We start from the raw sequence: 23,402 nt of genomic DNA, 5'->3' as shown, positions 1-23,402 counted from the left end.
CTCCTCCCCCTTGTAAAGTGAATCATCTCAGTCTCAAGGAAAACGCATTCATATACCGCTTACATTTTATAAAAATATTATAATTCTTACAACTACACTATAACCTACCCTTTTCGTTATTGTCAACAGAGGATGAATAGAAAATGATAGAAAAATAGGTTTTATAATAAATTATAGTTTCAAAATAGAGTGGGAAATAAACAATGCCTAGTGCCTTATGGTTTCAACAGTGTTGCACTAGGCTGTTTTTTCGAATCTTAGAATATTTCTGCCAGCTGTGCTTTCTTCTGACGACGAGATACCCGAGACCAATATAAAAAAGACATCAACAACAGGATACTTGAAAGCCAATATAACCAGGCAAGTCCAATAAAATCAAGGACGAAATAGCTAATTAAAGGGCCCAAAGCGGAGCCAAGATCTACGAATAATGTATAATATGTCATCACCTTGACTTCATTGGGTCCATTCGCTGCCTGAACCGCTATAGAATCACTTGTTGTAATAAAAATAGTCGCGATGATTTGAAAAGCAAATACTAAGAGCAAGAACAACGGAAACGGAAAAGAAACGGGAAGCAACATAAATAAGACGGTCCCAACGCCAAAAGCAAAAAGAAGCATGGGGAGACGGCCGAATTTTAAATCAGACCATTTCCCAACTAAAGGAGCGACAAATGGATCAGACCCCAATTTGATTGATTGCACAAGGCTTGCGATCGCTGCCGCACCTAAAGAAAAGCCTAAAATCAAGAAGTTATGCTCCATCTGATATTCCATCAGTTTGCTAATGGTAGAAAAAAATATTCCATACACAATAAAGGCGACAAGTAAACCGTTCATTAATATTTTTAGATGATGGCTATTTTTAAGGACAGAAGTGTTGTTATCTGACTTCTTATTGGATTTCACCTCACTCAAGGTATTAGGAATAAACCGAATGACAATAGGAAGGGCAAGAGCTCCCAGTATAGCGAAAGCTGTTGTGATCCACTTAATGCCAATGAGTTCAGCAAGTAGACCTCCGGTTAATATCCCAAATAATGTCCCTAATCCCCAAAGACCATTGTATAGCCCCATCAATTCTCCCCTTGTTTGACTAGTACTGGAAGAAATAACTGTTAAATAGCCTCCTAGACGCAGGAATGACCATGAGATGCCCCAAAGGATCCTCATTACTAATAAAAGCCAGAAGCCTTTTAAAGTTCCATATGAATAGGTTGATATAATCGCAAGAATAACGGCGATCAAAACGCCAGTTCTTTTGCTGATTTTTTGATAACACCATCCCACAACAGAATTGATGGGCAGGCGAATGATCCGATTCATGGACAAAATGATTCCCACTTGCCACAAGGCCGTTAATCCAAAAAACTTCCAATAGATCGGCAACACAATAAACAACATCTCATTACCTAATAAACTAATAGCTGTAATGATGGCAATGGTGATGACCGGACCTTTTTTCGCGATATTTGCTTGCATAGATGTCAATCTCTCCCGACTGTAGAGGCTATATGGCTATTCTAATAGTCGATCCTCGTTTTCGCAAACTATTTTTGCGGAAAAACTTAAGCGTTTGAATCTAGTTGATCGGCTATGAGCGTGACAACAGCTACGCGTTCTCGACTTGCACATCCTGCGAACATCTCACTTTAACGCCTTACAGCTAGTGAGAGAAAAGGCCCTGGCCTCACCACGACCTCACTTGTTATTGGCCTCTCGTTACCATCCGGCCCCAATTTATCCTTCACACGTCCTTCTGACTATTTGCTTTCCTCTAAACTCTGCTCAATGACAGGACTTTTTGTGATTTCCACTACCTTCCCGCCTGCACGAATCGATTCTGTTGCCGCACAACCTACCGCGACACTCATTCTTCCTGCAACAGGAGAGGTTAATGGTTGTTTATCGTGTAAAACTAGATTAATGAAGTCTTTTGTGATCTTAGGATCTGCTCCTCCATGACTGCCTCTCTCTTTTTTAATATCATAGGTTTGGTCACTAAGCTCATTCCAAGAATTTGATTTTCTTGTCTTTACATACACTTTTCCTTCTAATTCGGAGTTTTCCATTCTTCCTTTTGTTCCGATAAATACATAGTTTCGTTGATAATCAGGCGTAAAATGGCATTGTAGATAGGAAGCTTTAATCCCACCTTCTAGCTCCATAATCAGCATATTATTGTCTTCCACATCAATTTCTTCACGGAAAGCACATTGCGTCAATGTATGGGGACTATATTCGGTACAAGTATCCTTTAGATCACATTCTGGGCATGTTAACGTATTGGGCATATCCCCTCCAAAGAAATCGAGACTGCCAAATGCGGACACTTTTTGGGTATATTTCCCTGTAATCCAATGAATCACATCCAAATCATGGGATCCCTTTTGCAACAGTAAGGAAGTCGTGTTCCGGCTCAATCCATGCCAATCATGGTAGTAAAAATAACCGCCAAGACCGACAAAATGCCGAACCCAAACTGCTTTAATATCACCGATGATCCCAGAATCCACGATCCCTTTCATCGTCTGAAACATACTCATATAGCGCATATTAAAACCAACCATCAAATGTTTCCCTGTTTCTTTGGCTGTTTCAATAATACGATCACAGCCCTCGACCGTAATGGCTAAAGGCTTTTCACAATACACATGCTTGCCTGCTTTTAAAGCGGCAATGGCATGCTCTTCATGTAAATAATCTGGAGAAAGAACAGCTACAGCATCAATATCATCTTGTTTTAATAACTCCTGATAATCCGTTGTCACAAATGCGTCTGGATTAATCTCTTGTTTAAATTTGGCCAATCTTTCCTCTGAAACATCTGCTGCAGCCACAACAATCGATTCTTCATTTGGAGCATGCCAGTTTTTAGCAATACCACTTCTTAAACCTGCTCCAATAATCCCCATTCTTACTTGTCTCATACTTATCACTCCCGAATAAATTATACGAATTTTGTTTATTTCCATTGAAACTTTTAGTCTCAATTACTGGATGAGCGTAAAGCCTCTTCAATCGCTTGATTGACTTCTTCACGTAATTCGAATAGATAGCTCGGCTCTTGTGGATATTTCGTAAAACTTATTTCTCCCTGTTTCTCTATTTTCTCAAGTACCACTTCTTTTCCTTTTAACTCTGCAAGCCATTGGAAGGCACGTAAATCTTGTAAAGCTTGATAGAATACCCTTAACCGAATGGAGGCTAATGCTTCTCCATTTTTCCCAGGGTACACGATAAAGGGATCTCCGGACGGGAAGGCCTTTTTAGCATCGGTCATTTTATAAGGATCAATGGGCTCTTTCGAAAATTGGCTATTATAAAAGTTATATCCCCATTGCAGAAACCCTTCAATGTCATATTTAAATAACTGCGTCGCAATGATTCTATTTCTTGCAGAAGGCATCGCCATGAAACGATTACTTACACCGACATTTTGCGAGCAGCAATAATAGGTCCAAAGCCCAGAAACCTGATGCTCTAGAAAAGGCTGGATATGGCTAGAAGCCACTACTGGCTTTGCCACCACCCCTTGCTCGTAAAAGTTATAATCACTTAAGGCATCAATGATGTGAAACCCTTTCAAAAGAGGCTCTACCAATTCCTTCGCTTTCGAATACATCGGTAGATTTTCTTTACTAGGCTCATCCGAAATATGAAAATAAACATGCGCTTGTGACCAGTTTTCCTTCAAAAAATCTGTTAATGCCGGGAGGAAGGCTTGCAAAAATTCTCGATACTCTTCACTGTCTGCCCGCACATGCCAGCCAAATTTCTTTGTTAACTGCCCATTCTCCTCTACCATTATTTTCGGGGTGAATTCCGCCCCCCATTGCGTAAATAAATGGGCGATTTCAATATATTTCATTCTCTGACGTTCACAAATCTCCAGCCATCTTTTTAAAAGAGAAAAGTCAAAACTATATTCCCCATCCTCATAAGCCATTCGCACCAATTGAACCGTTGTTCGTTCCCCACCTACTTCCGTATCCAATGGCTGTGTGAAAACCGGAGTGAGAATCATATTGATGCCATTTTCACTTGCCATTTGAATAAAATTTTCGACTATTTTCCAATGATCTTCAGAAAAAGCCTCCACTTGATAGTAATCTGCTAAACAATCAGCATGAAACCATTCCGTATGAATTAAGGTTTGCTCAGGGAGTTCATAAGGAAGAACGCGGATATAGACAACACCCTGATAAAGAGGTTCCCCCTCCTGATCGAGCGCGGTAATCTGAACCGCTCGCTTCCCTGAAACGGAATTCCCAGGCTGCACATCCACCCATATGGCGTTCCAACCGTCTGTTTCTAAAACGATTTCCTGCGTAGAGATGGGCTCAAGGAAATCCGGGTACAACCCTGGCTCTGTTGATAAATAATTGGCATCATGCCGGTCTGGATAAGCCGGTAATTCAGACGGCACCTTTTTTACATGACTGAGGGCAACTTCAATATCATCTGCAGCTCCGACTTGAAGCTGAATCATTTTATTTTCTGTCTCTTTGTTGTAATAAGCTAATTGGAATGAAAATTGCTCTTTTTGAAAAACAGTAAAGGCATTGTTCGCCAAAACTCTCGGCTGAATGTTCGGAAAAACCTTTTCCAAAGAATCGGTTAATTGGAATTGCATGATAACGGTCTCCTTTCATGTTCGAGCTTATCTATCAAAAACTCGAAATCGCTGTCAATACGTTTCATGGGGTTTTTCCAAAAGTCCTGAAAAAAATCCTTTTGGAACACCTCCCCTATATTTCCTCATGAACGTTTATTCTTGCTACTAATTCTCGTACGATCTGCGGCTGAATCATGCCTGTTTCTGGCTCCATCGCATTCGCTGTCCCAGATGCACAGGCCCATTTAAGGCATTCTGCAAGCGGGTATCCTCTTTGCAGAGCATAAGCCATTCCTGCTATCATACTATCCCCTGAACCAACTGGATTGACAACCTTGACTGCCGGCAATTCAGCTCTCAGCACTCTACCTTCTTCAACCAGAATAGCGCCATCTTTTCCAAGCGAGAGGAGCACATACTTCACTCCGCGAGCACAAATCGCTTTTGCCGCATCGACTTGGCTCTCAAAACTTAATTGTGGTAGATTCATATATTGCGATAATTCCTCTTGATTCGGTTTAATTAAAAACGGTTTTCCGGCAATCCCCTCTTTCAGAGCTTCCCCGCTTGTATCCAATAGAACAGGAATATGCGCGGCATGTGCCCATTCACAAATGTCGCGATAATAAGTATTAGGAATACCAGAAGCAAGACTTCCAGAGGCAATAACGAAGCTTGCTTCTCCCAATAATTCCTTAAAAATCGCTTCAAACTCTTCCTGTTTTTCCGCGGATATCACAGGCCCCCTTTCCATCAATTCAGTTTGAGTCCCCTGCTCTTCATCCAGAAAAGCGAGACAAGTTCTCGTTTCTTCCGCAATCGCAATAAAGGCATGATCCAACTTTTCTTGCTTAAGCTGATCTTCAATCCATTCTCCATTATGTCCACCTAAAAAGCCTGTACATATAGGGGTCTCTCCTAACTTTTTTAACACACGAGATACGTTTAACCCTTTTCCACCTGCCGTCTTCCTGCCAGCCTCTACTCGGTGGCCATGACCAATTTGAAAATGATTCACTTTATAGGAAATATCGACCGCAGGGTTTAAAGTGACAGTAACAATCATCTTTTGACCTACGCTTTCTGTGCACTTTGGCACATCGTAATTTTATCTGCCACCACTCGCTTAAGATCAGTAATGGCCTCACTAAAATATTTGCGTGGATCATTTTCTTCAGGATGTGCTGATAAATATACTCTTAAACCAGCAACAAAAGCGTTCTTTAACTCCGTTGCCACATTCACCTTACAAATGCCAAGACGAATTGTTTCATGGACCAAAGCATCTGGGATACCGGAAGCTCCATGTAAAACAAGCGGAATATCGACTACTGCGCGAATTTCCTGCAGACGTTCCAAGTCAAGCTTTGGCTCCCCTTTATATAAACCATGGGCTGTCCCAATTGCAACGGCCAAAGTATCAATACCCGTCCGCTCCACAAATTCCTTTGCTTGGTCAGGATTAGTATAAATCGCATCCTTTTCATCGACACTCATATCATCTTCAATGCCACTTAAACGACCAAGCTCTGCTTCAACAAGGACACCCTTTGGATGAGCATAATCGACAACTTCCTTGACAATCTTCATATTCTCTTCGAATGGGTGATGACTGGCATCAATCATCACCGAACCTACTCCCATATCGATCATTCTCTTGATATCAGCTACATTCTCATGATGATCTAAATGGACTTCAAACGGAATGGTATATTTCTTTCTAGCCGCTTTCATCATGCCAATTAAGAATTCCTCTCCCATGTATTTAACCGTACCTGGTGTCGCAGCTAGAAGAACAGGGGATTGCATCTCTTGAGCTGTTTCAAGTACTGCCTTTGTAATCTCCAAATTATGGACATTAAAGGCAGGTATGGCGTATTTTCCAGCTTGTGCTAGTTGAAAAAGATTCTTAGATGAATCGGTCATCTTATTTTTCCCCCTCAAAAGGATAAATTTTTACACCTTCGACAACTCGACTAATCACACCTGTTGGAGACGGATTATCGGGTGAAATTCCACTATGAAGTGATTTCTCATAGGCAAATGATTGGGCAAAAATCACATAAGGCAAGACAAGATCGACATCTTCCTTTTCAGATAAAGGAAGGGTGATCTGGTAATCACTGTATTTTTCAACATCAGAATCCTCGATACCAGAAATAGCTACAATCTTCCCTCTTTCTTCTGTTGCATAAATTTCCTTCAACATATCAAGATCATATTTTCTTGTATATGGATGGTTAGACAGATACACAACAACCATTGTATTAGCACTTAGGATCGATTTGGGACCATGACGGAATCCTAAAGAAGTATCGAACATCGTTGGAAATCTACCGGCTGTTAACTCTAAAAATTTCAGGGACGATTCTCTCGATAACCCTTCAAATACCCCTGATCCTAAATAAACGACTCGAGAAGTATTCTCTTCTACCAAACTCGGAATCATTCCGGTGCATATATCCAGCATTTCTTTTCCAGCAGCGGAAATATCTGAGATAGCCTGCTCAAATCCTGCTTTATTTTCACTAAATAGATATAAAGCGGTTAAAACCATCGTCGAATAGCTGCTTGTCATGGCTAATCCCTTATCATTGGCCTCTTCCGGGAGAATAAGCACAAGTTGCCGGTCCTCCCCCTGTTGCCTTTTTGCAAGAGCCCCTTCTTGATTACAAGTAATCGTAATCTCATAAAATTCATCCACAAGCTTTTCGGTGAGTTCCACAGCCGCGATACTTTCAGGACTATTTCCGGAACGAGCAAAAGAAACCAAAATCGTAGGAATCTCTTTATCTAAGAATAAATGAGGGGTTGCTGTTAAATTGGTTGTTGAGATCGCCTCTACGTCCCAACCTTTATTTCTGATTGCTCGACGAACGTAAGGATAAATTGTTTCTCCGATAAATGCACTTGTACCTGCCCCTGAAAAAACCACTCGAGCATCCTGATGCTTTTCTGCTAGTGTCTTAAAAAATTGTTCCATTCTATCTTTTTCTTCGGAAAATTGCTTAATGACTTTTATCCATAAATCTGGTTGCTGCTCAATCTCTCTTCTAGTATGAGTCTGTTCACTTTTAACTTTATTCAACGTATATCCTTCCTCTCATGTAATGTCATCATGACCAGATAGTGAATGAAGCTATTCACCTACTGCTAGGTTAATTCTACTGAATAGGTGAATTTATCTCCTCTTGCAATGGTGTATGTATACTCAATCACCATGTCATTTTCAAAGGTAAGCCTTTCAATTAAAAGACTAGGCTCCCCCTCTTGAATTTGCAGAAATCCTGCTTCTTTTGGCAAAGTTGGCACGGATCGGAAACGTTCCTTTGCTTTTGTGATTTGAACGTGGTAAAGATCGCGAAATATCGTATACATTGGCTGCTTTTGTAAAGTCTCTGCTTTTAAATCAGGAAATTTTGCTACAGGCAGATAGGAAATCTCATACAGCATAGGGACTTCGTCCGCTAGCCTTAGTCTTGTAATTTTATATAACTCTTCCCCTTCAGAAAGTCTCATTCTTTTGGCGAGTGAAGCATCACTGGAGACTTTTTCAAACGCCAAGACCTTTGTGGTAGGGACCTTATTGATTTTTTTCATTTCCTCTGTGAAACTATAAAACTTTACAAGACTTTGATCAATCGTTTTCGCTGAGACAAACGTGCCTTTTCCGTGCTGTTTATAAATATAATGTTCTTTTTCCAATTCTTGCATCGCTTGCCTTACCGTTGTGCGACTGACATTGTACATCTCACATAATTCGCGCTCTGATGGAAGTTTATCATGTTCCTTTAGCTCCCCTGAATCAATTTTCTCTACAATGCTGTCCATTAATTGATAATAAAGGGGCAAGCGACTATCTTTCTGCATCATTCTTCTTCTCCTTCATCTAGCCAAGTAGGCAAACACATCCTTAAAGTATGTTGTTATGACCAGTATGTCCATTTTACCATCTTATGAACGAGAATGAAAGATGTTGGATGAATTTCATAGAAAAAAGAACAGAGAAGGTCGCGGCGGCATAGCGCTTTGAGCATCGCTAAGCAATCTGGATAAATCCATCCCCCCTCTATGTTTCAAGTGGGGGATTGGCTAGTCATTTCATGTACTCATCAATCAACTTTTCGAGTTCATGGTAAATCGGATTAGATGGATTATGTTTGCTGTTATCCATGTATAGGGTTTCTAACTGATCCTGAAATTTCTGCGCCTCAGCCAAATGAATTTTCCCTAACTTCATTTGTTCGCGGTATTTTGCTTCAATATGGGCAATTTCCTCTGCGAATGCTTCGTCTGTCCCAGGCGCAACAGCAAGTTCGTACATATCAATTACGCTATCACCTGGTCGATCCGGAAAATATTCATGAGGGGCGGTGCTGTCGAATACGGTCCAACCCAATTCACGAACAACGACCATATCAAGACTTCCGGGATCAAAACCGCAATGATAAACTTCAAGATCATACCCGCGTCTTTCGGCCTCAGTGACGATCTTTTTTAGTAAGGTTGATTTCCCTGTACCTGCCCGCCCTTTTAAAAAGAATCTAGCTTGCAAGTCTTCCGTAATATTATCAACAAAATCAACAGCTCCAACAGGGGTAGCCGCTCCTAAGAAGCGTCGCAAAATCGTCCCCTTCCTGGTCTGATTTTCCGTCTCTTGAAACAAGTTGGATAAAAGTTCTTCTGTCACCCGATCTGCTTTGGCAAAATCCATTTTCCCAATGTAGATACCTTCCCAATCATCATGGATGCGGAGAGCTCTTGCGTATGCCTTATACGCTTTTTCATATTGTTCCTTGATTTTTCCTTGTAATAAGTCTATTTCCTTTTGAATGTCTACCCATTGGCTCGCTCGGTCTGCTTGCTCAAGATCGATCGTTTCCCATTGTGGCCCCACATACTCCTTCCCAATCCTACGAGGAGGATCAGCATCCACAATCGCAAATCCCTTCTCACGAATAATAAAGCCTTCGATCTGATCCGGGTGGCTTGCCCTGTGTATTATTTCTACAGATACGGTATCGTCCTCCCATTTTTCCAGCAGCCTCTCGATCAATTCTGTTTTTTCTGTCTGAGATCTACCGGTCAATAGCAATACTCTTTCCAAGTGAGCCAAATTAGAATCATATAAACTATAAAAGCCTTTAGCTGTATTTCCCCCAGCAAAATAGCGTAAAATCCTTCCGCTCATTCCATCATCTCCTCTCTGAAGAAGTGCCTCCACTTTAGCCTATGCTAAAAATCTTGTTTCTGTCATTCATACGCGCTTTTTCACTATGTGATTCATCATTTTTTGAGACGGCAAAAAGACGGCATGAATTCTCCATCATGTCGTCTTTTCTATCCTTCATTGTCATGCGGATGGATGCTTTATTCATTCGCTGAACTCTGCTTTCGCGTGCGCCCCGATTGACTCTTTTTAATAAAATGAATGGCTTCCCTTGTTTCATCAATGGAATGAATGGCTGCTTCATATTGTTGTGAAGCTACACACATAAATAAGATATCGATAGCATGGAGCTGGGCTATTCGAGAAGAGGTGGCCCCACTTCGGAAAGTAGGCTCCTTTGTCGCTGAAATGTATAGGCGAATATCTGCCTGTTCCGAGACAATGGATGAACCATATTTTGTCAAACTAATCGTTGTTGCCCCTTGTTTATTTGCCAATTCCAAAATTTTCGCCACTTCGAACGTACCACCTGAAAAAGAAATACCCATCACAACATCATTTTTTCTTGCATTCGCTACAACTGTGGCGGCCATATGCAGATCATTAAAAGCGAGCGCATTTTTATTGATTCTTAAAAACTTTTGTTGGGCATCCTCTGCACTTATAAAGGAAGCCCCTACACCAAAGAGATGAATAGTCGACGCGTTCTCGATGGCTTCGATCGCTTTAGATAACTCTTCTGCACTTAACAGTTCGGCTGTTTCTTTTAATGTTTGGATACTGTTTGATGTCATTTTCTCAATAATCGAATACTTAGATTCATTCGGTTCGATATCCCGAATTTCTTGAGTAGGCGCTTTTTGTAAATCTCCTGCGATTCGAAGCTTTAATTCTTGTAATCCCTTTAAATCAAGAGATTTACACAATCGAATCACTGCCGCGCTACTGGTAGAGCTTCTTTTTCCCAACTCACTGGCTGTTAACGAAATCGATTCCCTTGGATTTTCCAACATATAGGTTGCAATTTTTCTTTCCGATGGAGGCAGCTTTGAAAGCATCTCGGAAAGCATGACCAAACCACCCGTTGCATATGACATACGACTCCATCCTAACTCAATGTTTTTTTCATTACATAATTATAGAGAACCCTTTTTTAACCAAAAAGGAGAAAATGATTCCCTGATAACCACCGTATAAACAAAATCCTACCATTCTCTAGGCTCCCTGACAATCGTAAAACATTCAAAAGGCGCTGAGTCATCGTCTTCGTCCCTATTTGTATAAAAGATAGGGTTGTCTTTGCTTTCGGAATTGTTCCAATTGGACTTGACAGCCTTCCAAAAACGCTTCTGTTTGTCCCCGTAAAATGATGTCACGCAATTTCTTGGTGCCCGCTAATAGATCGAAAAAGTATTTTCCATTTTGGTGTTGAGTAAATTGAAAATCGTTTGGATACATATTAGCAATAAGTTCTATCATCGTTAACCCTGCTTGCAAAGAGTGAAGGGATTTTCGACCAACGATATGCAATTGGACCCCTTGACATACTTCACCTTGATATTTTTGTGCATTCGGTACATAAGAAATCGGACGAGCCAAAACCCCCGACAATTGTTTCTGGTTGAAGGCTTTTGCGAGCCGGTAACCATCAATAAAAGGCGCACCAATATACTCGAACGGCTTCGTTGTTCCTCTTCCTTCTGATAAATTGGTTCCCTCGATCAAACAAGTACCGGGGTACAAAATCGCCATATCCAGTCCGGTTGTATTCGGGGAAGGCGGCACCCAAAATAAATCAGTTTCATCATAATAAAGCTGCCTTTCCCATCCCTCCATTTGAATAACGATCAATTCACAGTCTATGCCCATTTCATGTTTGTAAAATTGAGCGATCTCTCCAACTGTCATTCCATGCCGGTTAGGAATTGGATAAAGACCGACAAAGGAACGAACATCCTTTTCTACCAAATTTCCTTCCATTGGAACTCCTGAAATCGGATTGGGACGGTCGAGAACAACAAATTCCTTTCCATATTCAGCACAGGCCTCCATTACATAAGCCATAGAATAAATATACGTGTAATATCTTGAGCCAATATCTTGTAAATCGAAAACAACAACATCAACAGGATCGAGCATATCTTTACTAGGCTTTTTCGATGCCCCGTACAAGCTATACACAGGGAGGCCTGTGTACGGATCTACCGATGATTCCACTTGCTCTCCCTCTTTTGCATCTCCGCGAATGCCATGCTCTGGTCCATATAGAGCCGTTAAATCAATATCCTCATGTTCAAAAAACAAATCAATTGCTGGAACAAGCTTTTTATTCACACCAGTTAAATTGGTTAATAGGCCGATCCGCTTTCCTTTAAAAGCTTGATAGTGTTTTTCCAAAAATAGGTCTAGGCCGATTCTCATCCTCTCACCACTTTCTTATAATTCATAGCCTGGGATAGAGCCGCCTTTTCGAACATTAGCCCCAGTAGGAAATTTTAACGTTTGCGCATATTGAGTCCGGTTTAAACATCCTCGGACTGTTCCTAATGCTTTGTAATAATCATAATAACGGAAAGAGGAGGAATTCATAATAAACCAATACTGGGACAACGCTTCTAAATATATGTCAAATTCCTCCGAAACATCGACAAAAATATCGGGAACATAGCCTTCCATATCCTCCCAATTCTCACTATGATAAATCCCGTAATAATGGGGGGCTAGTCCTTCGAGGTCAAAACCAGGAAGTCCTGCTTTTAATTGCGCCGCTTGCACAATTTTGTAACAAAGGGCATGATCGGAATGGATGCTATTTTCCCAATGGGTAATCACCACATTCGGTTTAATCCTTCTTAATAAGGTTGCCACTCGTGTTACAATCTCGTCATTAAAGGTTAACTCTGCATCCTTATAATCCAACGTAATCGTCTTTACGCCAAGTATTTCCGCAACCTTCTCAGACTCTTTTATTTTTTGCTCACGATATTCTTCAACCGAGATATGAGGCGGATTTCCTTTCTCCCCCGCTGTTAAATGAACAAAAGTGACTTCATGTCCCGCCTTTGCATATTTATGGGCAATCGCACCTGCTTGAAGTTCTACATCTCCACAATGGGCTCCTACTAACGCTAGTTTCATCATAATTCCTCCTTGTTGAAATTTACTGGTTCATTTAAAAGTTAATGTCAATTCATGTCCTATGCTATGAAAGGAACAGCCTCCACGGGTAAACAATGATAGATTTGAAAGTTTGTGAAAAACGACAAAATCTTGTTCAAGATAACACTCTCTTCATTGGTCATCATTTACGATTGTAAATGGGCCTGGATTACATTATGCAACCTTGGTCTTAGGCGCAGAATCCCATTTTTATTTTGGGCATGAACACGATTCGTCAATAATATAACCGTGAGCTTCGCTTGCGGATCAAACCAGATACTCGTTCCGGTGTACCCTGTATGACCATAAGCATCATCAGATAATAAATCACCGCTAGCCAAGGTTCCTTCACTTTGTAATTGCCATCCTAATCCACGGCCTTCCTGATCATATGGGGTGAAATTTTTTCGAGCTAAACGTAAGACTGAGCTCGTCAATATTCTTTTATGATTGTAAACCCCTTCATTTTCAATCATAGTAGAGAATTTCACTAAATCAGGTAGAGACGAAAATAAGCCGGCATGTCCGCTAACTCCTCCCATCGCTTCTGCATTTTCATCATGTACAACACCATACTTATAGTCTTTCAACTCATCAGAAAATTCTGTCGCTGCAAACCTATCCTTTTTAAAAGGAAGATTAAAACCTGTGTCCTTCATCTCTAGAGGACTAAAAATATACCTTTCTACAAAGCTTTCAAAGGATTGCTGTGCAATATTTTCTATGATCGTTGATAGTAATATAAAGCCTAAATCACTATAAATGACTTTTTTCCCCAGCTTTTCCATCAACTTTTCCGTACAGATTCTTTGGACCACTTCTCCCTTTGTAAGTTTCTCGTTGTAAAATGGGCGGTGAGCAGCTAAGCCTGAGGTGTGAGTTAATAAATGCTGAATTGTCACATCCTCCTTCCCGTTTTTTTCGAATCCGGGAATAAACCGGGATACGCGATCCTTTAAATGAAACGCCCCCTCTTCCATCAGTTTCAACATAGATGGGAGCGTTGCGACTACCTTCGTTAAAGAAGCAAGATCATAGACCGTAGCTTCTTCAACGGGTTGTGGGGAGGGGTGCAAAGTTCTGGCCCCAATCGTTTCCTGCAAAATTGTTTGCCCATTCTTTGCCACATAAATGGCGGCTCCGGGGATGTGTTCGGCGGATATTTCCTGAGCTAGAAACCGCAATACTTTTTCCTTTAGGGACTCATCTTTTTTCTTGTCGTGCAAGTTGAATCGCCTCCCTTACAAAGCCGTTTGCTCTATCAATATAAACAAATGCTTCTTCACAAGAAACCTCTGCCTCAAGCATCACTATCGCAGGCTTGACTTTTAAATTCGTTTCTTCCAGAGCTTTTTTCGCTTCTTCAAATGTCTTCCCCGTAATGGCCATGAGCATTGTTCGTGCTCTTTCTACTAACTTACTGTTTGTTGGCTGAAGATCAATCATTAAGTTTTCATATACTTTGCCCATTTTGATCATGGAGATGGTCGTAAACATATTTAGGACCATTTTATGGGCAGTAGCTGCTTTTAACCTTGTGGAACCAGTTAATACTTCAGGTCCAACAATCACTTCTATGGAATGGTCAACCACCTTACTGATAGGAGTATCCTTGTTACAAGTAAGGCCAATGGTTGCCGTTCCAATAGAACGGGCATATTCAAGTGCACCGATCACATAGGGCGTGCGCCCACTTGCTGCGATCCCTACAACGATATCCGTAGGAGTTAACTCCTTTTCCTCTAAATCTTTCTTTCCTGCTTCTGGATTGTCCTCCGCTCCTTCCACAGCAACAAATACGGCCTGATTTCCTCCTGCAATAATGCCCTGCACCATCTCCGGAGTCGTATAGAAGGTGGGCGGACACTCGGCAGCATCTAAAATACCAAGCCGTCCACTAGTTCCCGCACCAATATAGAAAAGGCGCCCTCCCTTTTGTAGAGCATAATAAATTTCATCCGTTGCTTTTACTATAGAAGGTATAACTGCTTGGATGGCTTCAATGACCTTTTGATCCTCATTGTTCATAAGCTGAACGATTTGCTGAGTGGACATTTGGTCAATTCCTTTTGAATTTTCATTTATTTGTTCTGTTATTAATTTCGAAAGATCCAGTTCCATTTCAACACGCCTTTCCAATATTATGGGAATGGATGATTCACTAATCACTTCTGATAGCTTTTATGCTCTTTCCAAACCTCATAACCCAACTTTCTATAAAGGTCCACAAACCCAGTCCAATCAATGACAATTCTATCAATCTTTCTTTTTCGCAAATAATAGCAACCAGCCTGAACAACGGCCAAACCATTAGCTTAAGATGTTAGGTTAGTATTAAAATAACATATTTAAAACATTAATTCAACGTATATGGTAAAATATTGTATCATTATTTCATAACCTTTTATCAAACCCGACTCTTATAGAAATAATCTTCTGCTCTCTTCCATATCTATTTATAATCAAAAGTAAGCTAGATCATTACAGTTATTATACGGGGAAGAGCCAGGCACTGCCGCAAAAGCGCCTGGCATTTAAAGAAGATGCCGCTACCAATATTCCTTTATTTAGTGTATATCCTTTTTCATGACATGGAAGGTACGAGTGATTTCAAATCCTGTCTTTTTATACAGATAACCGGCAGCACTTTTTTCCCCAGTCCAAAGGAACCAAGCACCATGCAAACTTTGTGCTTTCATTTGCTCTAAGCAGAGATTCAAGAGAATTTTTCCCAATCCTTTTCCTTGTTCATCTGGATCTACGCCAAATGGGCCAAATCGATCCGGAACACCTTCATATCCACCGAAAATGCAAAAGCCCACTACCTTTTCACCATTTCTAGCCACAAGGATATGTTCCATTGGCAGGCCTTGCAGAACCCCTTCTCTGATTGCACGGCCCCAATCCGGATTGAACTTCAGATTTGCAAACTGAATGACTTCATACAGATCTTTATCTTCAGCAAGTGAAAAAGAATAGCCTTCGTTCTCTCTTTGTTTCATGAGGTCTTTGATACTTTTTGATATTTTAAAATCAACGATATTGCGATCCATCGCAACCGGGGAATACAGTTTTGAAAATCCTTCTGCTTGCAAAAACTGATACGCCTCAGGATAGGCCTCTTCGTCAATACCGGGCATAATATAGTTCGGTGCGTAAGAAGCGAAAAATATCTGCTTCCGTCCATTTTCTTTCAAAAAGTCAGAAGCCTCTTTCATCAGTTTTGCCCCTACGCCGGACTTACGGTAGTCTTCATCAACAAAGAAGAATGGGATCCAGCCGTTATCTGGCTCTAAATCAGTACCAAACATTGGCAGTAATCTTCTTACCGCATAGACGCATCCAATTAATTTATCATTTTCAAACGCTAATCGCATCCCCTTTGGATCAAAATTCGCATCCAGCAGGACGAGATTGCGAAAACGTTTGGGCGTGATCGGATCCTTCCATAAACTTTGATTCCATAATTTTACGATTTGCTTTTCATCACCTGATTCGTAATGACGAAATATGAACATCATGGATTTCCTCCTTTTACAATCCGTTGCAAATGTCTACAAATTTAATGATTTGAATTGGCTAAAGGCCTTACGATAGAGACAGCCTGAAAACCAGGCTGATTCTATACATTCTTTAACTTATTTCTCATCTGCCCAACGATCGTATGCATCCTGATGGATTTTAATATATTCATCGATTCCTAATCCCTCAAGTGTTTCTAGATAATTATCCCAACCCGTTTCAATCGATTCTGCCCCTGTGATAAATTTAGCTTCCATCTGTTCAAAATACGTGTCGATATCTGGTTTTAATGCATTGATCCTATCCTGCTCGTCATCTGTAAAGTAGACAAGTGGGAATGGCAGTTCAGCATAAGGCAAAAGTTCATTCGCTAGGTTTTTATTAATTTCGTGTATCGTTGGATTATCTTCTTTCCCAAAGATTTCTTCGCTTAAGACCATTGGGACATTCGTTCCTACTCCTGGTGCATATTGAGAATTCGTTTCCGTTGTACTTAAACCGTCCTTCGATAATAATTTCCACTTCGTTTTATCCTCATTCCATTCATAAGATTCTCCCTCAATTCCTAGTCTTGAAAGAATGGAACCTTCCTCTGAGTAAGCATAATCCAACCAGCGCATTGTGGCCTCAGGATATTTATTTTCGCTTGTAATGGCTGCTCTTCCCCTGCGCACCTCAGGCATTTCGATCGTCAGTTTTTGATCATTGACAGCACTTGTCAAAGGTGGTAATGGTGGATACTTTAAGGCTTCTGATGGATCTTCAAATCCAAGCATGACAATCGGCCATGTTGAATAGATTCCAACCTTAGGACCTTTTGCGACAAATTGCTCCCAAGTATGGGAAAACATCTCATTATCTAATAATTTTTCGTTATACAGTTTATTCATAAAGGTGAGATATTCTTTGAATCCCTCTTGTGTGTATGCATAATCGACCTTACCACCTTTTTGGAAAATTCCATCTGTTTGGATAATACCAAAGTCAGGAAGAATCCCAACCCGCAGATCTGCTGGAGAGTTGGCTGTCAACGGAATGACATCCCCGACATTATCAGGATCTTTTTCTTTAAAATCTTTTAGTAGTTGATATAGATCATCAACTGTCTCTGGTGTTTTTGCGCCAATTTTGTCCATCCATGGTTTATTCATCCACATAATCGGCGTCTTCGATTGTGTTGTTGTATCCAATCCAGGAAGCGCATAAATATGCCCATCGGGTGCCGTAATGGAAGGTTTAATATCTGGATGCTCCTCCATTACTTTTTTAAAGTTTGGTGCGTATTTATCAATCAAGTCCTCCAACGGAATTAACAATCCTTGGCTTCCAAAATTCAATTCCTCCTCCGAAGTCAACTCGGCCCCGTACAAAACATCTGGTAATTCCAAACTATTAAAGGCCAGCTGTTTCTTTTGTTTATAGTCGTCAGATGGAGACGTTTTAAAGTTAAATTGAATATTTGTCATCTTTTCCATTTCTTTGAAAAAACCCATATCTTTCCAATCAGGCTGAACAGGCGAACTTTGCCCCATCATTGTTAATGTAATGGGTTCCTTCACAATGGGGTAACCTGATTCATTAAAATTTTCATCTGGTCCTTTGTCCGCATTTTTTTTATTGTCGTTTTTAGCACAGCCTACTACTAGGACCATACTGGTTAAAAGTACCGTCAAACTAAATAATCCTTTTTTCAGTTTTTTCATTTCATTTACCCCCATAATGTATTGATAATAATCCATTCTCGATTACATCCTCACCCCCTTCATCAAATCTCAGCCTTTACCCCTTTATAGACCCGATTAAAACACCTTTTAAGAAAAAGCGTTGTAGGAAAGGATAAACAATTAATAATGGGGCGGCTGATACAATCATGACAGCGTATTTGATAATATCTGCAATCCTTGCATGTTCACTTAAGGCCTGGGCATTACCGCTTTGCATCATCATATCCGCCGTCATTTGTTGTTGAATTAGGATTTTTCTTAAAAATAACTGCAATGGAAATAATTTTTCATCGGAAAGGTAGATCATTGCACCAAAATATTGATTCCAATGACCAACCCCATAAAATAATGCCATTACAGCAATAATCGGCGCAGACAATGGTAAGACGATTTGGAAAAACGTTCTGAATTGAGAAGCCCCATCCATTTCAGCCGCTTCTTCCAATCCTTTCGGGATCGTCACCTTAAAGAAAGTCATAGTCACGATAATATTCCACATTGCTGCAGCACTTGGAATCACCAACGACCAGATGGTGTTGACCATGCCTAAATCCCTGACAAGCAAGTAAGTAGGAATTAATCCGCCTTCAAAAAACATCGTAAATACAAATAATGCCATGATGACCTTTTTCCCAATTAACTCTTGCCTGGAAAGCGCATATGCAGCTGGTAATGTTACTGCTAGATTAATAAAGGTGCCTAGCAATGTATAAAAAATGGTATTCCGATACCCGATCCAAATTTCTTTATTTTGAAATACACGCTGAAATCCTTCAAAAGTAATCCCTTTTGGTAATAACCACATTTGTCCAGAGTTTACAAAAGAAGGATCACTGATCGATGCACTAATAATGTAAATCAGTGGATACAGAATAATGATTATAAAAAACCAAACTAGGATCTTATTACAAATATCAAAGATGCGATCTGTCTTTGTTTGTTTAATTTCCATATCGATGCTCCTTTACCATAGGCTTGTCCCCGTTTTTCTAGCCAGCCTGTTAAAGGTTATAAGAATAGCAAAATTAATAACTGAATTAAATAAACCAACTGCTGTGGAATAACTATACTGCCCATTCAACAATCCCGCTTCATACACATAAGTTTGAATTACTTGGGAAGATTCCAGATTCAGTGGATTTTGCATCAAGAGAATTTTTTCAAAACCAACAGACATGAAGTTGCCCATATTTAAAATCAATAGGATGATAATTGTTGGTAAAATCCATGGAATATTAATATGTCTTATCCGCTGAAGTCTTGAGGCACCATCTACCTTTGCTGCTTCATGCAGTTCTGTATCTACCCCTGCGAGCGCTGCTAAATAAATGATGGCTCCCCACCCAAGATTTTGCCATTCATTTGAGAAGACAAAGATCGTTTTAAACCACGATGGTTCTGTCATAAAACTAATCGGTTCAAATCCCAAAAATTGGATAATGTTGTTCACAATTCCCGTGATCGGGTTAAGAAAGGCAATAATCATGCCAACAAAAACGACGACTGATATAAAATGCGGTGCATATGTGATCGTTTGGGCTATTTTTTTAAACCTGCCATCCCGCAGTTCATTTAAAGATAAGGCGACAATGATCGAAATGGGAAATAACAATAATTGGTATAAACTAATACCTAATGTGTTCTTAATAAGATCCCAAAAATAATGCGAATGGAAAAATCTCATAAAATGCTCTAATCCGACCCATTCACTACCAAATATTCCTTTCGTTGCGACAAATTTTTTAAAAGCGATTTGCACTCCATACATGGGATAATACTTAAAGACAAGAAAATAGATTAAAGCCGGAGCCAATAACACGTACAATTGCCAATTTCTCTTTATTTTCCTTCGTTTAAGCCCGCTTTTTCTTTGATTTGACTTACCTATGGCCGTCATTTCATTCCCATTCAAACTGTGTTGTTGAGCCATCTGTTTTTGACAACTCCTTTCATGCTTTATTTGAGAGTGTTTCGCTTCTTTGAATAACCTTTCTTAGATTTAAACTGGGGATCGTCCCCCCATTCATAGAACAACCAATCCAAGTAATAATATCTTTTAGATTTTCATAAGCACCTCCCCATATCAGTGAAAAAATTGATTTCATGTTTAAATTAACAAGCTAATTGACACCCATTTCCAACTCGAGTGGTTTTACCACATACCCAATTCGTCCAAGATATACTTTATATCCGAAATCATCTCCTTGTTATTTCAAGCAAAAAACTATTATTATACGCTTACATGAAAACATAAAAGAATACTAACTAAGCTAGTCCATCAAATCTCTGATTAAAGAATAACATAATTAGATAGGAAATGAAATGTAATTTTGTATTTTTACATACTTTTATGTCTTTTTATATCAAACCTAGTCTAAAATACTGTTTCCTAGTAAGAAAGTAGTGATTCGAGTGAATTTTTAATAAATTAATGGATTAATATTTTGCTTGTATTATAATTTAGTAGAAATAAAAAATCAAAAAGGTAGGTGAAAGCGGATACATAATGAGGGATATTCATTCCTATCCCTCATGAACACAAAAACCTAGATTAAAAGGAGAGAAGAAGAATGAAAAAAAGCTTTTCGATCTTTACCCTATTTGTAGTTTTCCTATGTAGCTTTTTTATAGGATCTTTTGCTAAGGAATCATCCGCAACGGAAGCGGATGAAGGATCGGCATCCTATATTGACGTAACGACCATAACAGAAGATGGCAATACCGTAAAGGGTTCTCCAATGATTACAGCCGTTCCAGATCCTAAAAAGGGGCCTGTTGAAAGTGTCACATTTTATGCAAAAGCAAAAAACGAGTCCGAGGAGCATTATTATCCATATATTACACAATACTCCCATTTTACGTGGAGTTGGCCGACGGGAAACCCTTGGGTTCCAGATGGAAAATATCATTTAAAAATGGTCATACATTACTCGTCAGAGGAGGTAGAATCCATTACGCGGGAAATTATCGTTCAAAATTACAGTGCGCCAAACGCACCAGCCGCTCCAAGTGAGCTGAATGTTCCATCAAGAACGACATCTAGTGCAACCTTGTCATGGGCAGCATCTACAACAGTTCCTGTTTATCAATACATGATCTACCAAGATGGTAATCTTGTGGCTGAAACAACAGCGACTTCATATACCGTTAATGGATTAATAGCGGGTGAAAAGTATAACTTTCAAATCAAGATAAAGGATATTTATGATAACATCTCCATGGATGAAAGCTCTGTCACCATTATCATTCCGTCAGATAACGAAAATGTTGCTCCTTTACCTGATATTAGTAAAGTGGATGCATCCGGGCCAAAAGGAAAAACACCGGGAAGTGACGGCTATTCCGGAACTGTCCAGTTAGGTGTAACAGCCGCTGAAAATGTGCGAAGTGTAGAGTTTTTTGGAAAAATGCTTAATGACCCGAATTCAGCTTATCAAAAATTTCCAGAGGCGAATAGAGAGGGAAATATATTTTCTGTTCCTTGGGATACAACATCCTATCCTGAAGGAAACGCGATGATTAAAGCGGTTGCCACGGACCCTGTTGGACAAGTGAAGACTGTTACGAATGTTTTCCTTGTAGATAATGTATCCGATTTCGATACGGATCCAAATTGGGAACCAGCAGATAGTCCACCTGCAAATCGGGTGGTTGGCTATTTGGCTGGCTGGTCTACCTCTGGATCTTTTAATATTTTGCGAGATTTAGATGCGAGCCGATTAACCCATCTCAATTATGCGTTTGCCATGATCGGTACCGATCTTAAGCTGAAAGTGGAAAATCCCATTCAAGACGAAAAAAACTTTAAAGATCTTGCTGAATTAAAGAAAAAGTATCCACATTTAAAAACAATGATTTCGGTTGGTGGCTGGGGTGGTTCAGCAAATTTCTCAGAAGCAGCAGCGAGTAAGGAGTCGAGAACGATTTTTGCAGAAAGTGCTATTGACTTTATGATTGAAAATGGTTTTGACGGGATTGATCTTGATTGGGAATACCCTGTTACAGGCGGCGGTCCGGGAACGTCACCAAATCCTTCCGATCGCGATAACTTTCCACTATTATTAGAGAAGTTACGTAAAAAATTGGATAAGCAAGGTGAAAAGGACGGAAAACACTATTCTCTAACAATCGCAGGAGGTGCCACTGCATCCTTTGCCAACAATACTCAACTTGGAGTATCACAAAAATATTTAGATTATGTGCAAATTATGACATATGATATTCATGGAACATGGGAGACAATTGCTGATTTTACGGCACCCCTATTTGACGATGGAGGAAAAACATATAGTGTTGACAAAGCCATTCAGGCCTATCTGGATGCTGGAGTCCCTGCGGACAAGCTTGTGATGGGTACTCCGTTTTACGGGTATACGTACAATGTGACATCAGCGGAAAATAATGGACTACGTCAACCTGTTAAGGGAAGTGGTTCAATCACGTATAATCGAATCGTTAAAGATGACCTACTAAACAATGGTTATAAACGTTTTTGGGATGAAGGAGCAAAAGTACCTTTTTTATTTAACAGGGAAGAATTAATCTTCATCAGTCATGAGGATGAACAATCAATTGGATTAAAGGCGGAATACATTAGGGATCGTGGATTAGGCGGAGCCATGATCTGGGAGCTAAGTCAAGATCATGGAAACGATCTATTGGCATCCATTTATAATGTATTAAAAGATCCAATACCGGACAAGACCGTTGCTGATTTAATGGAACTTGTTAAGCAGTTCGAGAAAGAAGGAGAATTTACAAGAGAAGATACCTCCCACTCTTTGATGATCCATTTGATTGCAGTGGAAGTTTTTGAAAAGAAGGAAGAAGCTCAAAAGGTGGTCAAACACATGGAAAGCTTTAAACTGTTGCTTGATCATCAGAAGGAAAACAAATTGATTTCTGAAAAAGCCTATAACAGACTTAAAGCCGGAGCGGATTCTTTAGTTGCGAAATGGCAATAAAGTGCAACTTCAATCAATGGGGAATTTGTTCATTCCCCATTGATTATTCATGATCTTAGTCTAAGGACTGGCTTCCTGCTCCAACTGTATTTTGAATTTAGAATGACACCCCTAGTTCACTAACTTTATGTACAACTCTTCCGCTTCCATTCCGTTTCATCCTTTAGTCGAAGGAAATTAAAGATTAGTCACTTTTTTTGATTTCATATCATTTATTCAAGTATCAACCATATATTTTAAATA

Annotated in this window: 18 protein-coding genes; 1 reads left to right on the top strand and 17 read right to left on the bottom strand. The window is 39.9% G+C overall.

Features of this window, described 5'->3' with window-relative positions; translation table 11 throughout:
* Nucleotides 1-257: 257 nt before the first annotated feature.
* The 17 genes from MUB24_RS11705 to MUB24_RS11625 all read right to left on the bottom strand — a co-directional run bounded on the left by MUB24_RS11705 (nucleotide 258) and on the right by MUB24_RS11625 (nucleotide 20,092).
* Nucleotides 258-1,484, bottom strand: coding sequence for an MFS transporter (locus tag MUB24_RS11705; RefSeq protein WP_244704211.1), 1,227 nt, complete (start codon nucleotides 1,482-1,484; stop codon nucleotides 258-260).
* Nucleotides 1,485-1,765: 281 nt separating this feature from the next.
* Nucleotides 1,766-2,932, bottom strand: a complete 1,167-nt coding sequence (locus tag MUB24_RS11700; protein ID WP_244704209.1) for a Gfo/Idh/MocA family protein — start codon at nucleotides 2,930-2,932, stop codon at nucleotides 1,766-1,768.
* Nucleotides 2,933-2,991: 59 nt separating this feature from the next.
* Nucleotides 2,992-4,638, bottom strand: a complete 1,647-nt coding sequence (locus MUB24_RS11695; protein WP_244704207.1) for a DUF4091 domain-containing protein — start codon at nucleotides 4,636-4,638, stop codon at nucleotides 2,992-2,994.
* Nucleotides 4,639-4,753: 115 nt separating this feature from the next.
* Nucleotides 4,754-5,686 carry a 1-phosphofructokinase gene (gene pfkB / locus MUB24_RS11690; protein ID WP_244704205.1) on the bottom strand — a complete coding sequence of 311 codons (933 nt, stop codon included), beginning with the start codon at nucleotides 5,684-5,686 and terminating at the stop codon, nucleotides 4,754-4,756.
* An 8-nt stretch (nucleotides 5,687-5,694) separates the two neighbouring features.
* Nucleotides 5,695-6,546 (bottom strand): tagatose-bisphosphate aldolase subunit GatY, encoded by an 852-nt coding sequence (gatY, locus tag MUB24_RS11685; RefSeq protein ID WP_244704203.1) that lies wholly within the window; start codon nucleotides 6,544-6,546, stop codon nucleotides 5,695-5,697.
* Between the two features lies 1 nt (nucleotide 6,547).
* Nucleotides 6,548-7,708, bottom strand: a complete 1,161-nt coding sequence (locus tag MUB24_RS11680; RefSeq protein ID WP_244704201.1) for an SIS domain-containing protein — start codon at nucleotides 7,706-7,708, stop codon at nucleotides 6,548-6,550.
* A gap of 65 nt (nucleotides 7,709-7,773) precedes the next feature.
* Nucleotides 7,774-8,493, bottom strand: a complete 720-nt coding sequence (locus tag MUB24_RS11675; RefSeq protein ID WP_244704199.1) for a GntR family transcriptional regulator — start codon at nucleotides 8,491-8,493, stop codon at nucleotides 7,774-7,776.
* Between the two features lie 223 nt (nucleotides 8,494-8,716).
* On the bottom strand, nucleotides 8,717-9,811 hold the full coding sequence (locus MUB24_RS11670) for a hypothetical protein (protein WP_244704197.1): 1,095 nt from the start codon (nucleotides 9,809-9,811) through the stop codon (nucleotides 8,717-8,719).
* Nucleotides 9,812-9,990: 179 nt separating this feature from the next.
* Nucleotides 9,991-10,887, bottom strand: coding sequence for a MurR/RpiR family transcriptional regulator (locus MUB24_RS11665; protein WP_244704195.1), 897 nt, complete (start codon nucleotides 10,885-10,887; stop codon nucleotides 9,991-9,993).
* 175 nt (nucleotides 10,888-11,062) lie between these two features.
* Nucleotides 11,063-12,211, bottom strand: coding sequence for an exo-beta-N-acetylmuramidase NamZ family protein (locus MUB24_RS11660; RefSeq protein ID WP_244704193.1), 1,149 nt, complete (start codon nucleotides 12,209-12,211; stop codon nucleotides 11,063-11,065).
* 15 nt (nucleotides 12,212-12,226) lie between these two features.
* On the bottom strand, nucleotides 12,227-12,928 hold the full coding sequence (locus MUB24_RS11655) for a PIG-L deacetylase family protein (RefSeq protein WP_244704191.1): 702 nt from the start codon (nucleotides 12,926-12,928) through the stop codon (nucleotides 12,227-12,229).
* A gap of 167 nt (nucleotides 12,929-13,095) precedes the next feature.
* The gene (locus MUB24_RS11650; protein WP_244704189.1) at nucleotides 13,096-14,175 is read right to left on the bottom strand and encodes a serine hydrolase domain-containing protein; all 1,080 of its coding nucleotides are present in this window, start codon (nucleotides 14,173-14,175) and stop codon (nucleotides 13,096-13,098) included.
* Nucleotides 14,153-15,070 carry an N-acetylmuramic acid 6-phosphate etherase gene (gene murQ, locus MUB24_RS11645; protein ID WP_244704187.1) on the bottom strand — a complete coding sequence of 306 codons (918 nt, stop codon included), beginning with the start codon at nucleotides 15,068-15,070 and terminating at the stop codon, nucleotides 14,153-14,155. Before murQ ends, MUB24_RS11650 begins: the two co-directional genes overlap by 23 nt.
* A 446-nt stretch (nucleotides 15,071-15,516) precedes the next feature.
* Nucleotides 15,517-16,467, bottom strand: coding sequence for a GNAT family N-acetyltransferase (locus tag MUB24_RS11640; RefSeq protein ID WP_244704303.1), 951 nt, complete (start codon nucleotides 16,465-16,467; stop codon nucleotides 15,517-15,519).
* A gap of 120 nt (nucleotides 16,468-16,587) precedes the next feature.
* On the bottom strand, nucleotides 16,588-18,174 hold the full coding sequence (locus MUB24_RS11635; RefSeq protein WP_244704185.1) for an extracellular solute-binding protein: 1,587 nt from the start codon (nucleotides 18,172-18,174) through the stop codon (nucleotides 16,588-16,590).
* Between the two features lie 76 nt (nucleotides 18,175-18,250).
* Nucleotides 18,251-19,147 (bottom strand): carbohydrate ABC transporter permease, encoded by an 897-nt coding sequence (locus tag MUB24_RS11630; RefSeq protein WP_280516964.1) that lies wholly within the window; start codon nucleotides 19,145-19,147, stop codon nucleotides 18,251-18,253.
* 12 nt (nucleotides 19,148-19,159) lie between these two features.
* On the bottom strand, nucleotides 19,160-20,092 hold the full coding sequence (locus MUB24_RS11625) for an ABC transporter permease (RefSeq protein WP_244704299.1): 933 nt from the start codon (nucleotides 20,090-20,092) through the stop codon (nucleotides 19,160-19,162).
* Nucleotides 20,093-20,765: 673 nt separating this feature from the next.
* On the opposite strand from MUB24_RS11625, the gene MUB24_RS11620 reads away from it, so the two are divergent.
* Nucleotides 20,766-23,159, top strand: a complete 2,394-nt coding sequence (locus tag MUB24_RS11620; protein WP_244704182.1) for a glycosyl hydrolase family 18 protein — start codon at nucleotides 20,766-20,768, stop codon at nucleotides 23,157-23,159.
* The last annotated feature ends 243 nt before the right edge of the window (nucleotides 23,160-23,402 follow it).

This window comes from Lederbergia sp. NSJ-179 (assembly GCF_022867885.1).
Taxonomy (GTDB): Bacteria; Bacillota; Bacilli; order Bacillales; family Bacillaceae_C; genus Lederbergia.
This window is presented reverse-complemented; position numbering and strand designations above follow the sequence as displayed.